Source organism: Pseudomonas sp. LBUM1647, assembly GCF_059716175.1.
The window spans coordinates 2582722-2608852 of record NZ_CP166809.1; the positions used below are offsets into that span (position 1 = coordinate 2582722).

Below are 26131 nucleotides of genomic sequence, written 5' to 3' on the forward strand. Positions count from 1 at the left end.
TTTTGACGACAAAACAGGTCAAAGCCTCTGTCTGCAGTTGTGCTTCCTGCCAGGATTCAACCGACCGATGTAACAGGTTGGCGAGCTACTTTCTTGGCAAATCTCTTACCAAAAGCAATCCACCATTTTTCATAATAGAAGGTCGAGATATGCGCGGTGATAAAAATGGCGGCGAACAACAAAGGGCGCTTCAAATATTTGATGACGGTATCTCCGCTACCCAGCCAAGTATGTATTAGCAGCGGATGAACAACGTAGAGAGCGTACGAGATGGTGGCGATATAAAACAGAGAGCGATTATTCAGAAGCTGGGCAATTCGTGTATGGCTATTGAGTAACGTGCTCCCCACCATTGCTGCGGCAAGATAGGGGCGGAAGTAGTTCATGAAGCCCGCATCGGGATGACAGGACAAGACAAACAGGAGGCATAAAAATATTTGTGCGATCCCCGTTTGTGTAGGAAGTTTGGTAAGTATGTTGCCTGGTCTATTGTTGTATATCAGTGCAAGTATGCATCCGGAAAGTATTTCATCAATGCGGTAATAAGTGTTGATTGCGACATGGACATCATTCATGACTCGGTACATCGTGACGGCGATGCAGAGACAAGGGATTAGCACTACCCACTTGTTTCTCATCAGAACTACCAGCAAAGCGATGGCGAAATAAAACTGGACCTCCATGCACAAACTCCACAGGTGGCCGTTTACACTGCCAAGCCACATAGGTGGCCAGTTGGCAATGAACAGAAAGTTTGCGATGTAGAAATCCGAAGTGCTGTTCATGACAGGTAAAGCAATGAGCATGTACAACCAGGCGAGAGGCACAACCCGAAAGATTCTGCGGATTAAAAAATCAACGACGCTGCTGTTGTTGAGCAGAAAATTTGTTATCAGGAAACCCGATAGCGTAAAAAATATAGCCATTCCCATAACGCCGGCGGTGGCATTAAATTGCCAAGGCTTTGGGCCAAGTGGTAGCAGGTGGCACGCCAAGACAAGCAAGATGCTTATGCCGCGCCATCCATCAAGTACGCTGAATCGAGAACCCGCTACGGAACTACTGTTCATATTTGCATCCCGCTCTTAAGTCGATAGAGGGCATTCGATAAAGGCAGTGCTGCGTCTGAAGACTGTCTGAATTCATATAAAAATCCAGTAGTTGCAGCGGTGAAAAATTCATGAAATCAGATCATTTAAGCCTGTAGTCTAGGACACCTTTTGCACTTTACACTTCACGCCATGAAAAAATTCCAGTCGCGAGAAATTCATTAAATGACTGGGTTTTTGACGTTACTTGTTTGACGTTGCTTGATGGCATGGCGCTAAGTGAATCGCCCACTTTTTGTTGCCCACCAATCCTCATTCAGGCCACCTCGTTAAGGTGCGTAGAGTTTCAAGCGCTCACTGACGTGCACTCGATCCAATCCGAGTATCCAGGGCCGTCAATACTTCATGGGCGGCTTTCACCTTCGCAGGGAGGGGATAGTTCTTGTTCGCCAGCGTCACGATGCCCATGCCCTTGGCTGGAACAAAGGCCACGTAAGCGCCGAAACCGTCCGTCATGCCTGGCTTGTTAATGAGCACGTTACCCTGCGGTGGCAGCGGAGGGTTGAGCCGGGTAATTTCATGGGCCTCAAGGATCATTGGGTACGAGTTGCCCGCGAGCAAGCGGTCTAGCTCTATTGGATATGGGTAAAACTCCCATCCCAAGCCCTGCGTCATATCTGCGACCTTGTAGTAGCCTGTATGCGTTGCAGTGATCGCACGTTGCAGAGGCTCATCCAGATCCACCTCCTGCATGTTTGCCTCGACGAAATGAATCATGTCCGCGGAGCTGGATTTCACGCCATAACCCTCGGCATACAGAACACCTGGGACCATCCTGGACGGTACGCCCTCTTTGCTATAGCCGTACGCGTAATGACTCATCTGCGCTTGAGGGACCCTGACGTAACTTTGCTTCAGGCCGAGCATCGGAAACAGCCTCTTTTCCAGTAGATCTTCGAAAGGCTCCCCCATGCTCTCGGCGGTCAGAAAGCCGAGCAGACCGATGCTCGGGTTCGAGTAGAGCCTGATTGTTCCGGCGGCATAGTTCGGTTGCCAGTTTTTGTAATAACCGATCATCGTTTCGTGACTGTCCACATCGCCCGGAAACCGCAGCGGCAGACCGCCGGCCGTGTAGGTTCCAAGATCGAGCAGGCTGATGTTGTCGAGACTGCTGCCACGCAGCGAAGGCAGGTATTGGCTTGCGGGATTAGACAGGGAGAGCTTTCCGATTTCCTGCGCGTAGGATGCGAGGGTCGCCGTGAAGGTTTTACTAATCGAGCCGATCTCGAAAATCGTCTCCTCGGTGACCTTCGGCTTCCCCTCCTCCATGGAGATGACGCCGTAGTTAAAGTAATACTGCTTCCCATGGAGTGTCACGGCCACCGCCATGCCAGGAATGCCATACTCTTGCATAACCGGCCGGATAGCCGCGTCCACGACAGCCCTGACCGTGTTTTCTATATCATCCCCAGCGACGCAACTGCCTGCGCCGAGGAAAAATGTGGTAACGGCAAGGGCGCCCAGCCTGGACATAGTCTTTTCATACATGATTGAAAAACCCTCCATGACTTTGATGAGCTTGAGCGCTAGTGATGATCTGCTTATCTGCTTATCTGCTTATCTGCTTATCTACTTTCCTTGAATGAGATCCCTGATTGATAGGATGATAACCATGTTGTGCTGCGCATCTTTTGCGCAACACCACCGCAGGCCATGCAGCTTGAAAGTTTGGTGGGTTTGTAAGTTTTATGGGCTTAGGGTTTCGGGTGGCCTCGCACTGCGTATTAAGTCGACAGTACTATCATATACTCCATTATCAGCCTAATTAGCCTGCTGGTGACGGCCTTACCTGGCATGATTAATAATTACTTAAAGTGGTACTACCATAATACCTGCCGAATAACTCAATCTCACGCACATATATAATCAAAGCGTATTTGCTCATCTTGATATTAGCCCGCCAATATCGACATATTAGAATCAATGGAAATATTTATTATAGTTAATGGCCATACTCATTTGAGTCTGAATAGGCTCTGTTTTAGTAGACGCGTCCGAAGGTCTGCTTCTGTGGCCGATTGCGGCCCCTCACGAAGGGCTGCAATCGACCCCGAGCGCTCATCCCGGGCCAACCGTTCTGACAGATTGCACGGGCGCTGAAACTGCTCCAGCATTTTTTTGCTGAGCCGCGGCAGGTCTCGTACCACGACTCTACAAACTGTCTTCTTTGTTGATAGATGACTGAAGAAACTCTGCTATCAGCGATGTAATCTGCTGTTGAATCACCCCACGCGGGCGAGCGCTGTCGCCATCCCGGCAAATGATGCCATCGCCTGGTACTTCTTCTTCGAGCATTACTTGCGCACCAGGTTTGCACACCGACAAGAAGCTGAAGTGGCTTGCGTCGCTGATTTCGACGTAACGGCTTGATGCCGGAGGCAGGCGTTTGGCCAGGTTGGCAGACTCCAACTCAGCGGGAAGCTCGTGCGACGGTACGCCGGCAGCGATCACCAGCGTTGGTACCGGCAGCGCGGCCAGGCTTTCATCGGTCATACCCCGTGAAAGGCCCAGGTCCAAGGTAACCACAGCAGTGACACGTTTATCGCGCAAATCGGCAGCCAACGCGGCCTTTGATTCTGCGGTGCTTGCGGGGTTTATCTTTCCATAGACGGTGCAACTTGTTAACTGCGGGTGGGCTTTGCAGTCCTGGGCGAAGCGGTCTGGATCGAAACGAGCACCGGCAATCTCCAGGGCGGTCCAGCCGCCGAGTGAATGGCCCACTACTGCAATTCGATCATTGGCGACCAAGCCGAATTTTTCAGGTTGAGTCGTGACGCTATCAATGGCTCGGCGCACATCAACGGGCCGCTGCCATAACTGCGCCGCTGCTTGAGGGCTACGGTCATGAGTGGTGGTGCCAGGGTGATTGATTGCGGCGACGATGTAACCCCTATGAGCCAGAGCACTGGCAAGCCAGATCTGGTTGCTCCAGTTACCTCTGTACCCGTGGGAGAGCACCAACAACGGATGCTTGCCAGCAGCGGGCGGCGCGTCACGAACGGCAGAAGCCCCGACGAACACCACATCATCGCCGATCAATTGCGTGGCGGCGGTAGTTGCACTGGGGTACCAGACGACCATCTCCAGTGCGCGGTCATTGTGCGAGTCCGCCAGTGTGGAAGAGTGGAAGCCGACAGGGTTCTCGTCAGCGAGTGCGATAGTAGTCAGCCAGGTTAACAACAGGGCGCCAAAAGCTATTTTCAATGTCGTTTCTTCCTTGATTAGACAAGTGCATAGCGAACCCGCCGTTAGGCGTATCCACCTTCGTAGGGAGTCGAAGCTAATGTGGTTGCATAGAAGCACGTACATTAAAGCCCACATTCAAACCGCCGCGTATAACTTTCATCGTTAGCTCTATTTGCGGTCTTTGGTGAGAAGGCTTAACGTCCGCTTCTAGCCGATAGCTGCCTGTCATTAATGGCCGATTTGTAACTGGCAAGCTCCCCCTATCGTTTGAAAGTGTTGCTTCCTGTGCGTCTTCTACACTGACGAAGCCCGCTCGTGCCCCGTAGCTCACGACCTTGGGCCCACTGCCTTTTGCACGTTTGCTGGTAATGCTTTCCAGCCTTTGCGGGTTGACGCAGGCGCTGATAAGCACCCTGCAACCCCACACCAACCAGATCGCGAGGGGACACACGCTATGAACGCAATTACGACCAAAGACGGCACCAGGATTTTCTACAAGGATTGGGGACCGAAAGACGCGACGCCCATCGTGTTTCACCACGGTTGGCCGTTGAGCGCGGATGACTGGGACAACCAGATGATGTTCTTCTTGCTCAAAGGCTACCGGGTGATCGCGCATGACCGCCGCGGACACGGGCGCTCGACCCAGACGTGGGAGGGCAACGAAATGGACACCTACACCGCCGATGTCATCGAGCTGACCGATGTGCTCGACCTCAAGGGGGCGATCCATGTCGGCCACTCGACCGGTGGTGGTGAAGTCGCACGCTACGCCGCGCGAGCCAAACCGGGACGCGTTGCCAAGGCCGTACTGATCAGCGCTGTTCCGCCCATCATGATCAAGTCGGAAAAGAACCCTGGAGGTTTACCTCTGGAAGTGTTCGACGGGTTCCGTTCGGCATTGGTTGCCAGTCGTGCGCAGTTTTACATGGACGTGCCGGCGGGGCCGTTCTACGGCTTCAATCGACCCGGGGCCAAGGTCTCGCAAGGCGTCATCGACAACTGGTGGCGTCAAGGCATGATGGGCGGTGCAAAAGCTCATTACGACTGCATCAAGGCGTTTTCCGAAACCGATTTCACCGAAGATTTGAAGGCGATTCAGGTGCCGACGCTGGTCATGCATGGCGAGGACGATCAGATCGTGCCGTTTGCAGACTCTGCGCCGCTTTCGGCCAAACTCTTGAAGCATTCCACGCTCAAGACGTACCCGGGCTTTCCTCACGGAATGCCGACGACCAACGCGGATCAGATCAATGCTGATTTGTTGGCGTTTATTCGCGGTTGAGCACTGCGTCGTGACGGCGGCTGCACAAGGTAAGGGGACCGATTTGTTTTCGAAGAAAATAGATCGGTCCCTTTTTTCACAACGGAATGGCCAGTAACTGAGAAAAGTCCTTCAGCACAACCGTGTCGCAACCGAGTTCGGCGCGAAAGGCGATGTTTTCCAGCACCTGCGTGACCGTGCGAATGCGGTAGTCAGCCATGGCTTGCAGGCCGGAACTGTCTGGGCTCAACGTCCATATTCAACGTAGGGGCCCAGGTAGAAACCTTGCGTATCCCAGCTGATTCGATAAATCACTTCCTTCCCTGGCTTGATGTTGGCCGCGACAGTTTTGATCGCGACACCAGCACATAATCCAGACTCGGCGAGCCCGGTGCCGAGATTCACTTCACCGGCAGGCAAAACGAAAGATGCCTTCTGACCGGGACCTATCTTGGCTGCGCGCTGACCATCAATGTAGAACACGGCGTCACATCCCGAACCGACAAACCCGTCATCACGAAAAATGGTCAGGCGTCCCGGATCTTGCGTACCCTGGCTTTTGATCGCGTACATCTCACTGGCCGGCACTGGCCGCGCTTCAGAAACCCGCATAGGTGATGTTGCGCAACCGCTCAAGGCCAGCAAGAGCGCCCCCGTTGCGATAATCCTTCGCATAATTTTTCCCTCCTGAAAAAGGGCGAATGTATCAGAGCCTCATACTGCTTTGCTTCATAACGCCATTCGCCAAAAACACCATCGACCGGTTGAATCCACAGCCGATTGCTGCCTGTCGCGAAGTGCTGGAGTCGACCCAATATAGATGGTCCGTCGCGGACAGCATGATCACCCCGGCTATTTCGGTGCTTTCTGCGGTTGAGGGACTTCAGCTAGCGTTTGACGGAATCACCTTTTGAATCTAGCGAAATTTGGGGGCCGGGATCAGCGAGCGCAGGACGGAACCGCCCGAGCAATTTCGCTATCGCAGCATTTATGCATTACCCCCACCTGCCTATTTACCTGCGAGCTGTTTGCTTGCTTGTATAGTTCGCCAGTGAGGAATAGATTCGGTTGTGAACCTTTTTACCCTCAAAATTGAAATGGATATCGCCGTGACTCAATCCCGATTGCTCGCTCACAACCGCATTTCCTGACGTCAGCGACCTCTACTTCGTCGTCGAACAAACCCGGGCCGCAAAGCCTTGCGAAATGGTGCATCAATCCAGTGCGGTGACCGAATGCGCGTGATGATTCTGGATGATGATCCCTGGATAGCAGACCTTCTGAAACAGCTGGTTTTGAGCATCCGTCCGCTGGCGCAAGTCGATTGCTTTGGCGATGTTGCAAGTGCCTTGTCTGCCTGGCAGCAGAGTGCCTACCAGATGGTTATGGCCGACTGGAATCTACCGGATGCCAGCGGTGTAAGCCTGTTGCAAACGATTCGTGCACAGGATCTGAAAATTCCGCTGATTATGATCACCGGGCGTTCCGATCGAGAAAGTGTCTTGGCGGTCAAGTCTCTGGGGATCAGCGCTTTTTTTACCAAGCCGTTTCAAGTGTCGCGTGTCGTTGAATGCCTCAAAGCGCTCCTTCCTGCCGATACGTCTGTGCCAGTACCGGCTGTTATTGATGAAAACCTGATTGACTATCTCAGTGGATTATCCACCTATGAGCTGGACTTGCCGTTACTCGCTCAGGTAAAGGAAGAACTCCAGCGTGGATATGGAGAGCAGCTGGATATTCGCGAACTGGTCCAGGATTGGCAGCATGATCCGGCGCTGTGCGCTCATCTGATAGCGGCAGCCAACAGCGCTGCTTATCACGGGGTAGGCCAACCCTGCACCAGTTTGATCGATGCCATTAAACGATTGGGAGGGCTTACCAGTGTGAATCTGGCGTTGAGCCAGGCCCTGCGACAGGCCAATACCCAAACCAATGGGGTGCTGATGACCTGCATGCAGGCTTATCTGGATGATGCCGAGGGCCTGGCTGAACAGGTTGTTTTCCTGGCTCGACGATGCAAGCTGGATCCGACGCCACTACAGAGTGCTGCGTTGCTGCACCGGATAGGCGAGCTGTGTGTGCTTTACCAAATCCAGAAGTGGGAGGGCCAGGGGCATAGGGTGGATGAAGAAGTGCTCACCCATGCCCTGCGGGATTTCGCCGCCCCTTTTGCCATCAAGTTGAAAGCCTCCTGGGGACTCCCTCAGGCGCTGCGTGAGTTGATAGGTGCGATCTATGCGTTGCCTCCCATGCAGGTACGCGGCGAGCAAGTGGTCATGCGCCTTGGGGCCGCCATGAAAAATGGCGAGCCTCAAGCGGACCTCGAAAGACTTCAACGATTGGCGGGCCTGGCCTGAGCGCATTCGGGAACGCAGACTGGGCATCCCACCGCAGAAAAGCTGGTCTAGGATTGCTTGTTATTAAATGCAAGGGATTTGCGAGGAACAATGGAATGAGCGACAAGACGTTTAGCCTCAAACCAGTCCTCCTGATAGTTGATGACCAAGTCACTGACCTAAGAATTCTGAGCACCGCAGTGCGAGATTTAGCCGACGTCTATGTCGCCCAAAGTGGTCAGGAGGCGCTAGAGATTGCGCGTCAATGCAGGCCCGATGTGGTTTTGCTCGACATAGAAATGCCAGGAATGAGCGGCTTCGAGGTCTGCCGGGCGCTGAAATCCGATCCGGAGCTTTTGGATGCAGCGGTCATTTTTGTAAGTTCTCATACGCATACAGACAATGAGCTTCGCGCTCTTGAGTGCGGCGGAGTGGACTTCATTCAAAAGCCGCTGAATATTCCAGTAGCCAGAGCCCATATCAAGGCTCATATCGCCTTGCGCAATGAGGCCAAGAGGCTCGCCAATCACGATGCATTGACTGGACTACCCAACCGAATACTGTTGCAGGATCGTACCGAGCAGGCTTTACAAAAGGCCCGTCGCAGCCATGGTTGTGTGGCGATGCTACTACTTGATTTGGACAACTTCAAAGTGGTCAATGATTCGATGGGGCACTCGGTCGGCGACTTGGTGTTGCAAGAGGTTGCATCGCGACTATCGCGATCCTTGCGCGCAGTGGATACCCTCAGCAGGCAAGGAGGAGACGAGTTCATCCTCCTTCTGCCAGAGGTGATAGGTTTCGACGCCGTGGGCGACTTCGCTGAAAGGTTGCTCGCAACAATCGCCGGTCCTTTTACAATCCAGGCAAACCGATACGACCTTTCCGCAAGCATCGGCATCAGCGTGTTCCCTGAGGATAGCGACGATCTGGAATCACTTTACCGGCATGCCGACTCGGCTATGTACCAGGCGAAGCTTTCAGGTCGCAATCGCTATTGTTTTTTTTCTCCGCATATCGAGAGCAGCATGCGTGCCAGGCACTTGCTTGAGCGCCATATGCGCAACGCTTTGGAAGATAGAGTCTTTGAGGTCTTTTACCAGGCGAAGGTCGATGCCCGACATAATCGGATCATTGGTATGGAGGCGCTGATCCGATGGCGCAATCATGACGGTGTTTTGGTCTCGCCTGTCGATTTCATTCCACTGGCAGAAGAAACAGGGCTGATCATCCCCATTGGCAAGTACGTTCTGCTCCAGGCCTGCCAGGACGCGAGAGCGCTTCGTGAACTGGGCCATGATATTTCCATTAGCGTGAACATCTCCGTCGTGCAATTTCGCGAGGAGTCCTTCCTGGACATGGTGAAAGGCATTCTGGTCGAATCTGGATTAGAAGCAGGATTCCTGGAATTGGAGATTACCGAAGGGGTGCTGGCAAGAGACATTGATAACGCCTGCGAAACCCTTTTTCAGCTCAAGGCGTTAGGGGTTCGCATTTCTATCGACGATTTCGGCACAGGTTATTCGAGCCTGGCTTATCTCAAACGGTTTCCAATTGATGTTCTGAAAATAGATCAGAGCTTTGTGCGAGATATGCTCACCGACAAAAGCGATTCGGCGATCATTGAGGCGATCATAAAGTTAGGCCAGGCGCTAGGCCTTGAGTTGGTGGCCGAAGGCGTAGAAACCCAGGAACAGGCCAATGTACTTCTGGGGAAAGGCTGCCAGATCATGCAAGGTTTTCTTTATTGCCGTCCTATTCCCTTCGCTCAAATATGCTCATTTTTATCCTCGGGGCTCAAGGTTAATGTGATGCATACGAACTAAGTTGCAGGCGCTCTCAACAGAGTTAGAACTTTAATATTGAAGGCTTAAAGGCTTTCTGCAATGGGACAATGCGGGTGAGAAAGCATAAGTTTTTTGCATTGGGCTGGGGAGTAGCTATCACTCTGGCGGCAGGGTTAGGGGCAAGCATTCTGGGCGCCTGGATCCTTGAACGCGTCAACGAACAGCAGGCTCAAGAGGCGGTCGCGGCGGCTACCGAGGAAGCCGCAGAGTTGGTTTTAACTCGCCTCGATCTTTACCAATACGGATTGCGTGGCGCTCGTGGAGCGGTGCTGACAGCCGGCGAGCATGGTATCAGCCGCGAAGTTTTTGACCAATATCACCAAACGCGCGACCTCGCTGCCGAGTTCCCCGGCGCAAGCGCCTTGGGCTTTATCAGGCGTGTACCGGAGCGGGATGAAAGCGAGTTTCTCAAGCACGCTCGGGCCGATGGCAAAGCTGATTTCTCCATTCGTCAAATCTCACCCCATTCAGGCGAGCGCTACGTTGTCCAGTATGTCGAACCGGTTGAGGGTAACCAACCTGCAATTGGCTTGGATATAGGGTCGGAAACATCACGGCGAGAGGCTGCCCAATCCTCGATACAAAGCGGTATGGCACGGATTACTGGGCCCATCACTCTGGTGCAGGCCACAGCGAAACCGCAGCAGTCTTTCCTGGTGTTGATGCCTATCTTTCGCGGCGGTGTGATTCCGGTGACCGCTGCTGAACGAGAGACAGCAGCTTTTGGCTGGAGCTATGTCGTGTTGCGCACAGAGGAGGTACTCAGAGGCCTGCGCATAGAAAATGAGACGGTGCGTCTGCGGTTGAGGGATATCACTGTCCCAGGGCAAGAGAAGCTGTTTTATGAAAGCACCGATGACTCGGCCAGCCGTGAAACGCTGATTACCCACCAGTCGGAGCGCGAGGTATACGGGAGACGATGGCAAATCGAACTCGGCGCGCATCCGTTGTTCATCCAGCGCCTGCATCAGGTTTCACCAAAGGTCGTCCTGTTGATGGGTGGTCTGCTCACTCTTCTTCTGGCTACTCTGGCGGGTGTCGTGAGTGTCAGCCGTCAACGCCGACGGCAGATATTCGCCGAGCAGGCAAGGCTGGCCGCCATTGTCGAAAGCTCGGCCGATGGCATTATTGGAAAAACACTTGATGGCATAGTCACCAACTGGAACAAGGGGGCCGAACATCTGTTTGGCTATACCGCCGAGGAGGCTGTGGGCCAGACGCTGGCCAGTCTGGTTGTTCCTGAGGAGTTTGTAGCTGAAGAAGCCCATATCCTTGCGCGCATAAGGGCGGGGGAGCGTATCACCGGCTTTGAGACCCAACGTCGCTGCAAAGATAGTCGGCTGATTGATGTCTCCGCCAGCATCTCACCCATTTATGGCGAGGGTGGTCGCGTCGTTGGAGCCTCCAAGACGTTAAGGGATATCTCGGCGAAAAAAGCAGCAGAGGCCCGAATTCTCGAACTCAATTCCAACCTGGAGGAGCAGGTTGCGCAGCGTACTTCTGAGTTGCGGCATCTCAATCTGTTGTTGGGCACGGTGCTGCGCTCGGCCACCGAGGTTTCGATCATTGCGACGGATCTCGATGGCGTTATCCGTGTGTTCAATAAAGGTTCCGAGCATTTGTTGGGTTATGACGCCGATGAGTTACTGGGAAAAAACACACCAGCGCTGATCCATGTACCAGAGGAAGTCGCTGCTCGTGGCGTAGAACTGAGCGAGGAGTACGCTCAGGCGATCGACGGTTTCCATGTGTTTACCCACAAACCTGAGCTTGAAGGCCCAGAAACACGTGAGTGGACTTACATACGTAAGGACGGCTCGCGGTTTCCTGTCACGCTGGTGGTCACCTCCATGCGCGATGACGATGGGAAATTGAGCGGTTACCTAGGCATCGCGGTAGACATCACCGAACGGAAAGCGGCAGAAAAGGAGCTGGCTGCGAGCCTGGAGACGACGCAGAAACAACGTAGTGAACTGATGGCGGTGCACGACCAGTTAGTGATGGCTGCTGAGGTAGCTGAACTGGGCATTTGGTCCTGGACGTTGACGGACAATAACTTGCAGTGGAATGACCGCATGTTCGAGTTCTACGGTCAGCCACTGACGTTGCGCAATACTGGTCTGAGTTATAAACACTGGTACGCGCGTATTCACCCCGAGGATGCTGTGGCTACGGCTGCAAAGCTGAATGCCGCCGTCGAGGGGAATGGTGTGTACGACACAGTTTTCCGTGTCGTTCACCCAGGCGGCCAGATCCGCTTCATACAGGCAGGCGCGCAGGTCGAACGCAGTCCCAACGGTACGCCCCTGCGCGTGACGGGTATCAATCGGGACATCACTGCCCAGCGCGAGCTGGAATCACATCTACTGTACGCCAAGGAACAGGCCGATACCGCGAGTGCGGCAAAATCGTCGTTCCTGGCCAACATGAGCCACGAAATACGCACGCCGATGAACGCCGTGCTGGGCATGTTGCAGTTGGTGCAGAACACTGACCTGAATGGTCGTCAACTCGACTATGTGACCAAAGCGCAGACCGCTGCGAAATCACTGCTGGGTTTGCTCAATGACATCCTTGATTACTCCAAAATTGAGGCCGGCAAGCTACAGCTGGATGTGCACCCGTTCGAACTCGAACCGCTCATGCGTGATCTCGCCGTTGTGCTGGCAGGTAATCAGGGCCAGAAAGAGGTCGAGGTCATGTTCGACCTGGACTCCAATCTACCCAACGACCTGATCGGCGATAGCCTGCGGCTGCAACAGGTGCTGATCAACCTGGCGGGTAATGCCCTCAAGTTCACCATGGAAGGCCAGATCGTGGTCAGCGTCGAGCAACTGATGCGCACGGAAAACACTGTGAGCTTGCGCATCGCCGTTTCTGACACCGGTATCGGTATCAGCCCGGAGCAACTTCAACGCATTTTTGAAGGATTCACTCAGGCCGAGGCTTCAACCACCCGCCGCTTTGGCGGTACCGGTCTGGGCTTGGTGATCTGTAAGCGGTTGGTCAGCTTGATGGGCGGTGAACTTCAGGTGGAGAGCCAGCAGGGTGTGGGAAGTCGCTTTTGGTTCGATATCACGCTGGATGTAGCGCCGAATTCGCTGCTGAGATCTGACAGCTCTGGAGTCGATGTGTCCATACGGATACTGGTCGTCGACGACAACGCCATGGCGGGTGAATTGCTGTTGCGAACGGTACATGCATTGGGGTGGAAGGCCGACCACGTGAGTGGTGGCACGCAAGCAGTGGAATGGGTGAAGAACGCGCAGGCGAGAGGCGAAGCCTACGACGTGGTACTGATGGACTGGCGGATGTCCGATATGGATGGACTGAGCGCTGCGCAATTGATCCGTCAGCAGGGCAACGGCGTACCGCCTCCAATGGTTATTATGATTACCGCTTACGGCCGTGAAGTGCTGGCCGACGCAAACGAGATGGGAGACGCTCCCTTCGTGGGGTTTCTCACCAAGCCTGTCACTCCCAAGCAGTTAGCCGACGCTGTTCAGCGAGCACTCAATGGCAAGGGCCTTGCGCAGTCACTCCCGTCCAAGTCAACTGTTTACAGGCCGCAGCGCCTGGCCGGGCTGCGGCTATTGGTGGTGGAAGACAACATGCTTAATCGGCAGGTTGCCGATGAGTTACTGACAGGAGAAGGTGCTCAAGTGACGTTGGCTGAAGGCGGTCTGGAAGGTGTGAGCAGGGTGATGGCTGAGATGGCGCCCTTCGACGCGGTGTTGATGGATATCCAGATGCCGGATATTGATGGCTTGGAGGCGACCCGTCGCATACGATCGGATCCACGTTTTGCAGCGCTGCCAATAGTGGCGATGACCGCAAATGCCTCCAATACCGACCGTGAGGCCTGTCTTGCTGCGGGGATGAATGAGCATGTCGGCAAGCCCATAGATCTGGAACAACTCGTCGCAACATTGCTTTTTCAAGCGGGCCGTGAGGATCGCCAGGTATCTCCAGCTCTGGGCCAAGCCAATGCAGGAGAAGGTGTCATCGAGCCTCGTGAATCGATCATTAGCCGCTTTGGTGGTGATCTCGATTTGATCCGCAACGTGCTGCGTAACTTTGGTCCCGAGCTAGAAAAACAGCTTGTCCGGTTGCACGATCAGATCCAGCGGCAAGACGCATCGGGGGCAGCTTTCGTGCTTCATACAATTAAAGGCAGCAGCGGGACCATGGGTGCCAAGGCGATGTCGCTGCTGGCCGGCGACCTGGAGCAAAAGCTGAAATCCGCAGATGCAGAGTCTGTAGCGAGTATCTTTGCTGACGCAACATGGTTTGACGAATTGAGCAGGTTACTGCAACAAAGCCTTGAGCAGATGAATGTCGACTTTGGTCAGAGCCCACGAGCAAAGATCAGTGCAGGCGAGGAAGCAATGGAGCCGACGCAATGGAAAGAATCCCTTAAAGAGATTCTGCTAATGCTGGAGGCGGGTAACCTTCAAGCCATAGAACTGGCAGACGCATTGGCGTCAAAAACGCCGCCATCCCTGCGTCCACAATTCGACGAACTGGTTGTCCTGGTGCAGTCGCTCGACTTTTCCGCTGCGATGCCGATGGGTCGTGACCTTTTGAGATCTGCCTGATGGAACAAGCAATGGAAACCTGGTTGTCGCATCCCCATAACCGTCCAAAAATCCTCATTGTCGACGACCAACCGACTAATATCCGAGTACTCCATGAGCTATTTCGTGAGGACTGTGATGTGTTCATGGCCACCAGCGGTGAACAAGCGATCACCTTATGTCGCACTCAGCTACCTGATCTGATTCTGCTGGACGTGGTCATGGAGGGCATGGACGGGCATGAAGTATGCCGTCGGCTCAAGGCGGACCCCGCGTCTCAAGGCATCCCTATCATCTTCATTACCGCACAGCAGCAGGAATCAGATGAGGTGCTAGGTCTGGAGCTAGGCGCGGTGGACTTCATCAGCAAACCGATCAATCCCACCATTGTCAGAGCACGTGTGCGAACACATCTGACCCTGAAGCTACAGAACGATCTGCTGCGCTCTATGGCGTTGATGGATGGCCTTACTGGAGTGGCCAATCGACGCAAGTTCGATGAGGACATATTGGCGGATTGGCGCCAGTGCTTTCGAGAGCAAAAGCCGCTGTCGCTCATTTTAGTGGATGTCGACTATTTCAAGCGCTACAACGACCGATATGGGCATCTGGCTGGCGATGGATGTCTGAAATCCGTTGCCCAGGCGTTATCTGAAACGGTTAGACGCCCCTATGACCTGGTCGCTCGGTATGGTGGCGAAGAGTTTGCCTGCATTCTGCCCAATACAGGTCTTTGCGGAGCAGTCGAACTTGCAGAAAAAATGCAACGGAATATCCGGGCGCTGGGTATCGAGCATTCTGCTTCTGATGTAGATCGTGTGGTGACTATTTCTCTAGGTGTCGCAACATTGATGCCCACTGCCGACCTTGAATTCCAAGCGTTGATAGTCGCTGCGGACAAGCAACTTTACGAGGCGAAGAAAACTGGCAGAGCCAGGGTATGTTCATCCTTTAGCGATGAATGTCCGATCAAATCTGGTCGGCTGTGACACCTTGAAAACCATTTCGGAATCGAATGTGGAAGTTGCTCTCAGATTTGCTTCATCGAACGTTGGTGCCCGAGAACATCAGCGATCGTCTTCTCTAACTGCTCCAGTGTGCAAGGCTTATGCAGATAAGCCGCCGACGGCGGGATCACCTGCTCATCCATGAAATAACCAGATGTGAGAATCGAAGGAATAGGCCACCTTTCTATCGCCAGAGTGTCGTGCAGAGTACTGAGGATTTTCTGTGGGAACTACTTTTGCCGGTTCCCTGATTCCCTTGTCTGTTGGTGAAGAGCAGCAACCCTGTCTGGTCGTTTTTCTCCGTCACGACCGACCGCTTCTGGCCGATTTCTGCCTGTCGTGACGGGCAGCAATCGAACCAGCATAACCCGGCGTTTGCTGTTAACGTAGAACACTTATTTGCATGCTCAACTACTGCCCAGGCATCAACGCGAACAGGTCACCCAGCGGCCTTTTAAAACTAGGGCGCTAACACATACTCATGAAAAATCTGCGAACCATGCTCTTCATCAGGTCTGCTGGTAAATCCCATACCAACGGCCAGGCCGTGCATCGCCTCGTTACCTGACGAATCCATTGACGAGATTTTGCTGAAGCCTTGACGAGTGGCGGTATCCATCAAATGTTGTAAAAGCGCAGTGGCGACCCCCTTCGTTGCCAGCGGTCGCGAACAGCAACGGCGAACTCGCAATGAGCATCGCCTTCGTACGCCCCGTAACGCGCAGTACCGACTTCAATGAGCTGACTGCCTTCGTATGCCAGTGCAAGGTAGGCCATGCGATTGTGCAGGTTGATGTCCATGAGCTGTTCATGGGGTTCGACCAGATTGCTGAACGAGGCCAGAAAATGAAAATGGGGTTTGCCTTTGCCGAGCTCGTTGAAAAAGGCCAGATCCCGGTCTCGATCCGTTTCTGCCAGTTCACGAATCAGTAGGGCGTACCGTCGGCCAAGGATTCCACCCAGTATTCGCTGGTCAGCCCATCGGTTTCATCCTTGAAACGTTTGTTGATGCTTGCGTCATAAGACATGCGATGAACTCCAGCTCATTAATGGGACTGCTCATTCACCCTAGTCTTATGCGAGGTGAGCTGGAGCACTATCCGCTCGCTGACAGGTTTAAGGGACAGCCGGTATTGCCGTCGGCAATCCATTCGAACGCATCACTCGTCGTGACGCCGGGTGTAATGCAACAGTCGATCGGTTTCGGTCTTGACCACCAGGTAGCACTCGCAGCTGAGCCGTTCGAGGCGCGCTCTATCCAGAACCGTGATCTGGCCTCGGCTGTACTCGATGACGCCTTGACGCTGCAGTTTGCCGGCCGCTTCCGTGACGCCTTCGCGGCGCACGCCCAGCATGTTGGCGATCAGCTCCTGGGTCATGTTCAGGTGATTGCCATGCAGGCGATCCAGCGACAGTAGCAGCCATCGACACAATTGCTGATCGATCGAATGGTGGCGATTGCACAGGGCGGTCTGTGACATCTGCGTGATCAGCGCCTGGGTGTAACGCAGCATCAACAGAAGCAGATCGCCATGACGGTTGAACTCATTCTTGAGCTTTTGCCCCGGCAGGCGAAATGCACCACCGGCACTTTGCACCACTGCCCGACTGGAGGTGCTTTCGCCGCCCATGAACAGCGCTATGCCGATCAAACCCTCGTTTCCGACCACGGCGATTTCTGCTGACGAGCCGTTTTCCGTGACATGCAGCAGAGAAACGATGGCGTCGGTCGGGAAGTAAACGTGCCGCAGTGTGTCCCCCGGTTCATACAGCACATCGCCCAGCGCCAGACTGACCTGCTCCAGGTGCGGAACAAGACGTTGAAGGTCGACGGCCGGTAGCGCCGCCAGTAAATGATTGTGGCTTGGATCGGGGGAGGCATGCATGACAGAGCATCCGTGGCGGAACAGGGGCGTGCCCGCTCAGGGTACTCCCATGCATGCCATGGCTGGTGATCAATGTCTATTCATCGGCGGCATGCTCGAATTCCAGCGCTTGGGGCCTGGGTGACCGCGCGCGGCAATCTACCCGGACCCAATGCTCCAGTCCGCCGTCATCCAGTGGCAGCGCAGCATCACTCAATGGCTGGCCGTCGAGGGTCATGGAGGTGAAGGTCGAACTGCTCTGACGCACATCAAAGTGGTAGAGGGTTTTGCCGAAGCGGTAGTGCAAGATGAAGCCCGGCCAGTCGACGGGTATCAGCGGTTCGATCCTGAGCGTGCGGCCGCTGCGTTGTACGCCCAGTAACGACTCGACAATCAGCCGGTACATCCAGCCCGCAGAGCCGGTGTACCAGGTCCAGCCACCTCGACCGGCATGGGGCGCGGTGCCGTAGACATCCGCGGCCATGACATAGGGCTCGACCTTATAGGTCTCGATTTGAGCGTTGTTGGCAGGCGCGGCGGGGTTGATCAGATTCAGCAGTTCCCAGGCTTTGCCGGCTTCACCCAACTGCGCAAACGCCATGCCCGCCCAAACGGCAGCATGGGTGTACTGACCTCCGTTCTCGCGCACGCCTGGCACGTAGCCCTTGATGTAGCCGGGGTCCAGGGCACCCTTGTCAAACGGGGGGTCGAGCAGCAACACGGCGCGGATGTCACGTTTGATCAGATGCTCATCCAATGACTGCATGGCCTTGATCTGGCGGACGGCAGAGCCGGCCCCCGACAGCACTGACCAGCTTTGAGCAATGGAATCGATACGACATTCTTCATTGCTCGCCGAGCCGAGCATTTGTCCGTCGTCGAACCAGGCGCGGCGATACCAGGCGCCGTCCCAGGCCGTTTTATCGAGGTTGCGTTGCAGTGTCACCGCGCTGTCGCTGCAGCGTTTGGCAAATGCGTGATCACCGTGCTGGCGAGCGGTCACCGCAAATTGCTCCAGCACCTGATAGCTGAAGAAGCCCAGCCAGACACTTTCACCTGCACCCAGGTGGCCGACGCGATTCATACCGTCGTTCCAGTCCCCGGAGCCCATCAGCGGCAACCCGTGATGACCGCGGCGCAGGCTCTGTTCGATGGCACGCACGCAGTGTTGATAGAGGGACTCTCGCAGGGGCGATTCACCGGGGAGGTCATAGTAGGACTCTTCGCCGGCCACCAGTTGGCGTCCTTCCAGGTATCCGGCGACCTCTTCCAGCACACCCACGTCTGCGGTCATTTCGACATAGCGGTTGGTGGCGGCCACCAGCCACAAAAAGTCATCGGAGCAGGCGGTGCGGACCCCTCGATTCATCGGCGGGTGCCACCAGTGTTGCACGTCGCCTTCCGCATACTGATGGCCGGCGCACAGCAACAGATGCGCGCGCACGGCTGCCGGATCGGCATGGATCATCGCCATGCTGTCCTGCAACTGATCGCGAAAACCGATGGCGCCACCTGACTGGTAGTAGCCGCTTCGGGCCTGGAAACGGCACGCGATGACCTGATACATCAACCAGCCGTTGACCATGACGTCGACCGCAGGCGCGCCCGTTTCAATACGAATCGCCCCGAGCAATGAGCGCCAGTGTTCCCGTACTTTATGCAATTCCTCGGCGGCCACCAGGCTGCCTCGATAACGCTGCACCAGCTGGGTGGCGGCGTTACTGGAAGACGCCGCCCCCAGACGCAGGATGACTTCCCGGGTATCGCCCTCGCCGAGTTCGATCGACACTTGCAGGGCGGCACAAGGGTCCAGACCGCCGCCCATGCGCCCGGACAGACCGGCGTGCTGCATCGCTGCCGGTGAGGCGAGGGTGCCACTGCGGCCGATGAATTCAGTACGGTCACCGCTGACACCGTGATCGATCGTGTCGGTGTCAAAGAACGCCACCCGCTCGGAAAACTCCACCGAGTAGGCGTTGCGGGCGAAGAAGGCCCCGCTGGCGGGATCCGATTGGGTGACCACATGCATCGCCGATTTGCTGCGCAGATCGCCCAGCACCCATTCCACATACCCTGTGACCGACAATGACCGGCGGCGTCCCGAGCGGTTGCTCAACACTAGCCGCGAGAATTTGATCGGCGCATCCAGTGCCACGTAGATCCACAGCTCGCTGTAAATGCCGTCTTCTTCATGTTCGAACACGCTGTAACCGAAACCGTGACGGGTCTGGTACGGGCCTTGTCCGGGGCAGGGTTGAGGCGCTGCAGACCAGAAGTGTCCGGTCTCTTCATCACGCAGGTAAATGGCTTCGCCGCTGCGATCGGTGACCGGATCGTTATGCCAGGGCGTCAGGCGAAATTCATGGGCGTTTTCGGCCCAGGTATAGGCACTGCCGGCTTCCGAGACCACCGTGCCGAGATGTGCATTGGCGATCACGTTGACCCAGGGCGCGGGTGTCGGATCGGGCGCGAGCCCGGTGATGATGTACTCACCGCCATCGGCGCTGAAACCACCATATTCGTTGCTCAACAGCAGGAAGGGACGGTTCGGTCGTACCGCTGCCGGCCGAGCCTGAAAATGCCGTGTCGCCACAAACGGCGCGTGCACCGGTGATACTTTGCGGCGGTGAATCTGTTCGGCCAGGCTACCCAGATCTTCGCTCAGCACCAGCCTGGCAACCGAGAGGAACAGCACACGATCCTCATTCGACATCTGCTGCGCGGGGCGCACAAAAATCCCGCCCGGGCGATCCAGCAGAGTGGCTTCACTGCCTGAGGTGATAAGGCCCAGGATCGCGTCCTGCAGTTGCTGGCGATAACCCGCCTGATCTTCGTTCCAGATCAGCAAATCGACCACCAACCCTTTTTGTCGCCAGTAGGCGTGGGCCTGAATCAATTGCTGCACCAGGGCAATGTTGTCCAGGCTCTGGATTTGCAGCAAAACGATGGGCAGGTCGCCGGAGATGGCCTGCCCCCAAAGCCCCGGCTGATTGCGGCGATTGGCAATCAGCACCGCATGGTTGGCGCGCATCGAGGCGTTCGCGTAAAGCAACGACGAGGCCATCTGCTCGAACAGACGGGCATCGGACAACGAGGCGTTGAGTTGACGCAAAAGCACCTGGCTATGGGTCCAGGACAGGTCGAACACGCGGTCGGCGAGGTGGCGGTCGCGGTATTTGTTGATGAGGTAAAGGCAGTCATCATGGCTGTCGGCGACACCGGTGACCAGGTCGATGGTGGCCTGTTGGCCGGGTTGCAGGGTAATCCTGCAGCGAATCGCGATCACCGGATCGAGCACCGGGCCTGCACTGCCTGACAAGCGCTGGCAATCGGCATCAAGGGCGGCAGGTGACACAAGGCTGCGTCCTCGGCCGATGAACCGGGCGCGATCGGTTTCGTACGAGATCGCATCGATGTCCACCCCGTGTGCCGCCAGCAAATGGCACATCCACGGCGTCGGCTCATCGCTGGCCCGGGGGCGGCGGCTACAGATAATGGCCTGAAGCGCTGGCAGTAATTCGGTCTGCACGAACAGCTTGCTGAATGCTGGGTGCATCGCGTCGTTGACCGGGGTTGTCAGCACGACTTCGGCGTAGGTGGTGATCTCCAGTGTCTTGGCCGAAGACGCTCGGTTGGTGACATGCAGGCGGCGCAGTTCGATGTCGTCTTCAGGCGAGACAACGATCTCCAGGTGGGTGTCGAAATCCAGGTTGCGCGCACGGAACTCTGCACGGGAATCGCAGAAGATCGCCTCGTGACTCTCGGGTTGATGCATCGTCGGTTGATGCGCAGCCGACCAGACCGTGTTGCTCTGGACATCGCGCAGGTAGCAGAACATCCCCCAATTGTCCTGTGAGGTGTCCTCCTGCCAACGGGTGATCGCCATTTCATTACGGCGGCTGTAACCACCGCCGCCGCTGGTTAGCATGACGTGGTAGCGACCGTTGGAAAGCAACTGCACGGCCGGACGCTTGCGTCCTGGATCGGAGAACACCCGAAGTCCCGTATCCTGGCCTTGGCCAACATCGCCGAGTACCGGCGACTGTGCGGTTTGCAGGTACGGCGCGGCGGATTTCGGCACCCGCTCCTGTAGCAGCAGCAGGGCTGATCGCAGCGCCGGGTCGGCCTCGAACCGCTGTTGCATGGGTTGATCGAGCAGTCGGCTGGTCAAGGCCAGCAAGCTCATGCCCTGGTGGTGAGCCATGAACGACCTGACCACGACGAAGTGTTGACCGCGGGGTAAGCGAGCCTCGGTGTAATCCACGGCTTCATACAGACCGAAACGTCCGGCGGAGCCTTGCAGGGCGAGGCGTTGCAAGTTCTTGCAGGCCGCATCGGCATCGACCATCAACGCCAGGGCGCTGGCGTAGGGCGCTATCACAATGTCATTGCTCAGCCCGCGTTGGAGCCCCAGAGCCTGAACGCCGAAGGCGCGGTATTGATAATTGAAGTGCGCGTCGACGGTGGAGTAACCCGACTCTGAAACGCCCCACGGAATGCCCAGCCTGTTGCCCTGTTCGATCTGCACCGTCACGGCGGCGCGGCAAGTCTGGTCCAGCAGGCTGCCCTCGAAGTTGGGCATCACCAGCATCGGCATCAGGTATTCGAACATCGAGCCCGACCAGGACAGCAACGTCGGTACGCCCGCGTTTTCACTCAGCAGCCTTCCCAGGGTGAACCAGGCGCGTTGGGGGATTTGTCCTTGAGCGATGGCCACGTAATTGGTCAGCCGCACCTCGGACGCCAGCAGGTCGTAGTAACCGGTGTCGAGCCTGCGCTCCTCGGCGTTGTAACCGATGACAAACAGGTCACGCTGGTGGTCGTAAAGCAACGAGAAATCCATCTGCGCCAGCGACGTCGCCAATAACGCCAGACGCTTCAGGGTTTCCAGACGCTGCGCGGCGTCACTGCGGACTCGCTCGACTTCAGAGTGATGCTCGGCGGCCCAGTCGGCGGGGTTCAGGCCGGCCAGTTGACGCAAGGTACGAGGCGATTCAATCGTGACCGAGGGGGCAGGGAGGCGATAACGCTGCAGTTCTTCTGTCCAGTCGATGCATTGACGGATAAACGCTTCCCGCCAGTAGAAGCTTTCCTCGTCGGTGTCCGCTGGCTGGCTGGTGATCATGATGCGAGCCGTGTGCAGCAGGTCTGCCAGCGCCTCAGGGGTCGCAATTGGCGAGACCGGTTCAAGGCCTTTTCTCAGTGGCAGGGCGTATTCATCCGCCCCCGAGGCGCGTTGGGAATCTGCAAGGATGTCCAGGGTATCGCGCAGGCCCTTGATCACGGCAGGGCCGAACATCGGGGCGTCTGCCAGCTGCGCAATGCCGGTGCTCAAGGTCAACAGCAGGCCCGCCAGGTTGCCGCTGTCGACGGTGGACACGTAGTGCGGACGCAGCGGCTCGAGGGTCTGCGTGTCGTACCAGTTATAGAAATGCTGCCGATAACGCTCCAGACCGCCCATGCTGTCCAGCGACGCCGCAAGCCGGGACAGCATCCGTTCAGTGCTCAAGTAAGCAAAATCGTGAGCGGCCAGGTGGGCGAGCAGCGACATGCCCATATTGGTCGGCGAGGTACGATGGGCAATGGCAGGCCTGGGGCCTTCCTGCACGTTGTCCGGTGGCAGCCAGTGATCCTCGGGCCCGACGTACTGATCGAAGAACGCCCAGGTCTTGCGCGCCAGCAACCGCAGGAAGCGCAAATCATCCGTCGACGGTGCGAACACCGACTGCTTGGGTGCCGAACTGAGCCACCAAGCGATCCAGGGGCCCACTAACCATGACAACAGCAGCGGACTGGCGATGGCCAGCGTCTGCGGATCCTTCACCAGCAGGACCAGTGAGATCAGGGCCAATACCGGCTCGATCCACATCTGGCTATAGAGGCCGGTCAGCCGGTTTTCGGTGGTGCGCTCCACCTCGCGCGAGGGCTGCCATTGCAACAGTCGGCGTCTGCTGAAGCCGATTCGCCAGAGCGAGCGCAGGATGGCGTCAGCGCTGTAGAACATCTCGAAGGGCAGCCAGGCGAGGGTCAGACCAGCTCGGGCGAGGTCTTGTGCCAGATCACCCTGCAGCGCCCTGAGGTATTGCCCATAGGGCACATTAGCGGGGGGCTGCATCAGATCGGTCACCGCTCGCAGCAACGGTTGAATCACCATCAGCCCGATGACTGTCAGGGTCCAGTTCATTGGCTGACTGCTGGCAAACCAGCCCCATGCGAACATCAGCAACAGCGCCAGCGGTTCCAGGCTGCGTCGCAGATTGTCCAGAATCTTCCAGCGTGCCATGACGCTCAGCCTGTTGCGCACCCAGGTGCCGTCGGCGTTGCGCGCCCAGGGCAATGTCCACGGCAGCAGTTGCCAGTCGCCGCGAACCCAGCGATGCCGTCGTTTGACATCGGCACCGTAGCGCGAGGGGTATTGCTCGTAGACTTGCACGTCGCTGAGCAGGCCGGATCGTGCATAACACCCTTCGATCAGGTCGTGACTGAGAATCTGGTTATCCGGCAAGCAACCTTCCAGGGCGCAGGTGAACGCGTCCACGTCGTAGATGCCCTTGCCGATGAAGGAACCTTGCTGGAACAGGTCCTGGTAAACGTCCGATACCGTCCGGGTGTAGGGATCGACGCCGGCATCACTGCCAAACAGCCGGGCGTAGATCGATCGCGTGGCGCTGGTCAGGCTGATGCCCACTCGCGGTTGCAACACCGCGTAGCCGGAAATGATCTGCTCGCCGTCACTGTCGAACAACGGACGATTCAACGGGTGCATCATGGCCGCCACGCATTGGCGAGCGACATCGCGCGGCAGCAGAGTGTCGGTGTCCAGCGTGATCACGTAACGCACCCCGCGCAATGGCGTGATGTCGCCGACGATGGCGTTGAAGCGTTCCTCTCCATGGCCACGCAACAGGGCGTTGAGTTCAATCAGCTTGCCGCGTTTGCGCTCGTGGCCCATCCACACGCGTTCGCTCGCGTTCCAGCGACGCGGCCGATGCAGCAGAAAGAATCGGTCGCTGAGTCCGTCCGCGTATTTTCGGTTGAGCAGGGTGATTGCACGGGAGGCCTGTGTGAGCAGCTCGGCGTCTTGCGGCTGAACCTCTTCAGGCGCATCCAGAAAATCGCTGAGCAACGCGAAATACAGGTTGCTGTCGCGGTTGGCGAGAAAGCGCACTTCAAGACCTTCCACCAGTTCGTCCACATCGGCCAGGCTGGCGATCAGCGTCGGGATCACCACTAGGCTTCGCGCGCGATCGGGAATACCGTTGGCAAAATCCATTTTCGGCAGCGTCGTCGGCAACAGGCTGAACGTCACCAACCAGTTGATCAGGCTGATCGCGAGTCGGCTGGTCATGATCAGGCAGGGAATCGCCATCATCAGAAGCGCCGCATCGGGCATCCCGTCGCGCTGCGCGGAGGCCAGTAAAGGCCAGGCGAAGATGAGCGTCAGAACAGCCACCGGCGCCAGATAAAACATCAGCGGCGACTGCTGCAACAACCGTTTCCAGCGCTCATGAAGCGGAACCCTGGCCTTGAGTCGTCGCTCCAGTGTCGGCAGCCCTGCGCTGATCAGGTAATACCCGACATGGCGGGCCAGCAGTTCGCAGGGGACTGAGGCGGTTCCGGCGGCGGCGAGATTGATCGCGGCGCGGGCAACCTGGATTTCCGAGTGCTGGGGGCTTCTCCGGGCAAGGCGTTCTATGACATGCCGGTAGCTGTCGCGGGTACTGAAATCCATCGCCCGGTAAATTTCTGCCGGGTCTTCATTGAGAATCTGCTCGACATGACTCATCGACTCGACAAACTCGCGCCAGTCCGTGGCGGACAGGAGGCGCAAACTGCCGATGCTGTTGCCGATCGACACCTGATCCGCTGCCTGTTGTTGCGCATCGAGCTGCACCTGGCGTTCGATGCTGGAGCCTGTCTCACTCAGCATCTGCTCCATCCAGTTCAGCGCCAAGGCCAGTGCTGCGCTTTGGCCCTGCAGGCGGCGGGTGAATTCGGCGACAAAGGCGGCGGTCATCGGTGGTGCGGAGCGGGCCATGTCGGCAACGGTCAGCACCACGCTTTTGATGTCTCGCTCCGAGGTTTCGATCAGGTGCTCGGCCCAGTCATCGGCCAGATTGCGCTCGTCGGCGTTGGCCATGACCCGCGAGGCCACGCGCCGCAGGTTTTCGATCAACGCCAGACGCAACATGATCGGTATCGCCCACAGTTCGCCCAGCGCAAGCGGCATCACGGTCTGATAGGAAAAAATGAAGCGGCTCAGGCTTTCCTCATCGACTCGACCGTCGCCATGGGAGATGGTCTCCAGCGCGATGTCATAGACGCGAGGCAACCCCGCCGACGGGCCGTTGATCAGGCGTGGCAACTCACGGCTATAGCCTTTGGGCAGGTGCGTTCGGGCGGTGCGAATGTTTTCCTCGATCAGGTAGTAATTGTCCAGCAGCCATTCCGCTGCCGGCGTCACTCGTCGGCTGGACCCTTGCGCGTTGGTCAGCGCCGCGCAGCTGCGTTTGAGCAACTCCTCGTTGTCATCGAGCCTGTGCAGCATCGAGTCCCGTGCGGACAGCGTGGTCAGGCGATGCTGCCCGGCCAGGGCGATGCCGTGACTGGCCATCTGATCGGCGCTGAAAAGCTCCGAGCGCAATATGGGCTCGTATTTGAATCGGGGTGGAGGAAACAGACGGGTTCGCCAAAAGCCGGACGAGCGAGAAAATACCTTCTGTAGGCGTGTCCATATGCTGTTCATAAGGTCCTGAGCCTGAAACGCATCATACAATTGCGTACTTTTTATTGGTGCACCAACGCATAGCTCCAGTACCGAGCAGCGCTGGGAGGACGTAGCTTTTCAGCTTGAGTGTGGTGACTTGGAGGGCTGTTCGTCTGTTCGCTGGCGAACATAGCGCGCGTTCTTAGGATGTTCCTGGCGGTGTCTGGAGTGAC

At 56.6% G+C, this 26131-nt stretch carries 13 protein-coding genes and 1 pseudogene; 7 read left to right on the forward strand and 7 right to left on the reverse strand.

Translation table 11 applies throughout. The features are described from left to right. Positions 1 to 56: 56 nt before the first annotated feature. The 3 genes from ACA059_RS11730 to ACA059_RS11740 form a co-directional block, all read right to left on the reverse strand. Entirely contained in the window at positions 57 to 1070 is a 1014-nt protein-coding gene (locus ACA059_RS11730) for an acyltransferase family protein (RefSeq protein WP_497633907.1), read from the reverse strand. A 333-nt stretch (positions 1071 to 1403) separates the two neighbouring features. After that, a complete protein-coding gene (gene ampC, locus ACA059_RS11735) occupies positions 1404 to 2597 on the reverse strand; it encodes a class C beta-lactamase (protein ID WP_497633908.1) in 1194 nt (397 codons plus the stop codon). Between the two features lie 663 nt (positions 2598 to 3260). Then, entirely contained in the window at positions 3261 to 4313 is a 1053-nt protein-coding gene (locus ACA059_RS11740; protein ID WP_497633909.1) for an alpha/beta hydrolase family protein, read from the reverse strand. A gap of 436 nt (positions 4314 to 4749) precedes the next feature. Between ACA059_RS11740 and ACA059_RS11745 the strand changes: the two genes are divergently transcribed. After that, on the forward strand, positions 4750 to 5580 hold the full coding sequence (locus ACA059_RS11745; protein ID WP_497633910.1) for an alpha/beta fold hydrolase: 831 nt from the start codon (positions 4750 to 4752) through the stop codon (positions 5578 to 5580). Positions 5581 to 5656: 76 nt separating this feature from the next. Here the strand turns inward: ACA059_RS11745 and ACA059_RS11750 are convergent, their stop codons facing one another. Together ACA059_RS11750 and ACA059_RS11755 are read right to left on the reverse strand one after the other, a co-directional pair. Continuing rightward, the gene (locus ACA059_RS11750; protein ID WP_497634759.1) at positions 5657 to 5809 is read right to left on the reverse strand and encodes a hypothetical protein; all 153 of its coding nucleotides are present in this window, start codon (positions 5807 to 5809) and stop codon (positions 5657 to 5659) included. Beyond that, positions 5806 to 6234, reverse strand: coding sequence for a hypothetical protein (locus ACA059_RS11755; protein WP_497633911.1), 429 nt, complete (start codon positions 6232 to 6234; stop codon positions 5806 to 5808). The genes ACA059_RS11750 and ACA059_RS11755 overlap by 4 nt, the downstream gene beginning before the upstream one ends. Before the next feature lie 158 nt (positions 6235 to 6392). Between ACA059_RS11755 and ACA059_RS11760 the strand changes: the two are divergent. The 6 genes and pseudogenes from ACA059_RS11760 to ACA059_RS11785 all read left to right on the forward strand — a co-directional run. Further along, a pseudogene (locus tag ACA059_RS11760) lies at positions 6393 to 6464 on the forward strand (KUP/HAK/KT family potassium transporter); the annotation flags it as partial. A 330-nt stretch (positions 6465 to 6794) separates the two neighbouring features. Then, positions 6795 to 7916: an HDOD domain-containing protein gene (locus ACA059_RS11765; RefSeq protein ID WP_497633912.1), complete on the forward strand. Its 1122-nt coding sequence runs from the start codon at positions 6795 to 6797 to the stop codon at positions 7914 to 7916. A 95-nt stretch (positions 7917 to 8011) separates the two neighbouring features. Next, positions 8012 to 9721: a putative bifunctional diguanylate cyclase/phosphodiesterase gene (locus tag ACA059_RS11770; RefSeq protein ID WP_497633913.1), complete on the forward strand. Its 1710-nt coding sequence runs from the start codon at positions 8012 to 8014 to the stop codon at positions 9719 to 9721. Positions 9722 to 9789: 68 nt separating this feature from the next. Further along, complete coding sequence (locus tag ACA059_RS11775) at positions 9790 to 14340, forward strand: PAS domain-containing hybrid sensor histidine kinase/response regulator (RefSeq protein ID WP_497633914.1); 4551 nt, start codon at positions 9790 to 9792, stop codon at positions 14338 to 14340. After that, the gene (locus ACA059_RS11780; protein WP_497633915.1) at positions 14340 to 15308 is read left to right on the forward strand and encodes a diguanylate cyclase; all 969 of its coding nucleotides are present in this window, start codon (positions 14340 to 14342) and stop codon (positions 15306 to 15308) included. The genes ACA059_RS11775 and ACA059_RS11780 overlap by 1 nt, the downstream gene beginning before the upstream one ends. Positions 15309 to 16016: 708 nt before the next feature. Next, positions 16017 to 16259, forward strand: a complete 243-nt coding sequence (locus ACA059_RS11785; protein WP_497633916.1) for a hypothetical protein — start codon at positions 16017 to 16019, stop codon at positions 16257 to 16259. A 227-nt stretch (positions 16260 to 16486) separates the two neighbouring features. Here the strand turns inward: ACA059_RS11785 and ACA059_RS11790 are convergent, their stop codons facing one another. After that, on the reverse strand, positions 16487 to 17212 hold the full coding sequence (locus ACA059_RS11790; protein WP_497633917.1) for a Crp/Fnr family transcriptional regulator: 726 nt from the start codon (positions 17210 to 17212) through the stop codon (positions 16487 to 16489). Positions 17213 to 17288: 76 nt separating this feature from the next. Continuing rightward, a complete protein-coding gene (locus ACA059_RS11795) occupies positions 17289 to 25937 on the reverse strand; it encodes a GH36-type glycosyl hydrolase domain-containing protein (protein WP_497633918.1) in 8649 nt (2882 codons plus the stop codon). Between the last annotated feature and the right edge of the window lie 194 nt (positions 25938 to 26131).

Excerpts from the sequence above, each read along its gene's own strand:
- ACA059_RS11730 (WP_497633907.1), bottom strand. The coding sequence starts at position 1,070 with ATGAACAGTAGTTCCGTAGCGGGTTCTCGATTCAGCGTACTTGATGGA.
- ampC (WP_497633908.1), bottom strand. The coding sequence starts at position 2,597 with ATGTATGAAAAGACTATGTCCAGGCTGGGCGCCCTTGCCGTTACCACA.
- ACA059_RS11745 (WP_497633910.1), top strand. The coding sequence starts at position 4,750 with ATGAACGCAATTACGACCAAAGACGGCACCAGGATTTTCTACAAGGAT.
- ACA059_RS11755 (WP_497633911.1), bottom strand. The coding sequence starts at position 6,234 with ATGCGAAGGATTATCGCAACGGGGGCGCTCTTGCTGGCCTTGAGCGGT.
- ACA059_RS11765 (WP_497633912.1), top strand. The coding sequence starts at position 6,795 with ATGCGCGTGATGATTCTGGATGATGATCCCTGGATAGCAGACCTTCTG.
- ACA059_RS11770 (WP_497633913.1), top strand. The coding sequence starts at position 8,012 with ATGAGCGACAAGACGTTTAGCCTCAAACCAGTCCTCCTGATAGTTGAT.
- ACA059_RS11775 (WP_497633914.1), top strand. The coding sequence starts at position 9,790 with ATGCGGGTGAGAAAGCATAAGTTTTTTGCATTGGGCTGGGGAGTAGCT.
- ACA059_RS11780 (WP_497633915.1), top strand. The coding sequence starts at position 14,340 with ATGGAACAAGCAATGGAAACCTGGTTGTCGCATCCCCATAACCGTCCA.
- ACA059_RS11785 (WP_497633916.1), top strand. The coding sequence starts at position 16,017 with ATGAGCATCGCCTTCGTACGCCCCGTAACGCGCAGTACCGACTTCAAT.
- ACA059_RS11790 (WP_497633917.1), bottom strand. The coding sequence starts at position 17,212 with ATGCATGCCTCCCCCGATCCAAGCCACAATCATTTACTGGCGGCGCTA.
- ACA059_RS11795 (WP_497633918.1), bottom strand. The coding sequence starts at position 25,937 with ATGAACAGCATATGGACACGCCTACAGAAGGTATTTTCTCGCTCGTCC.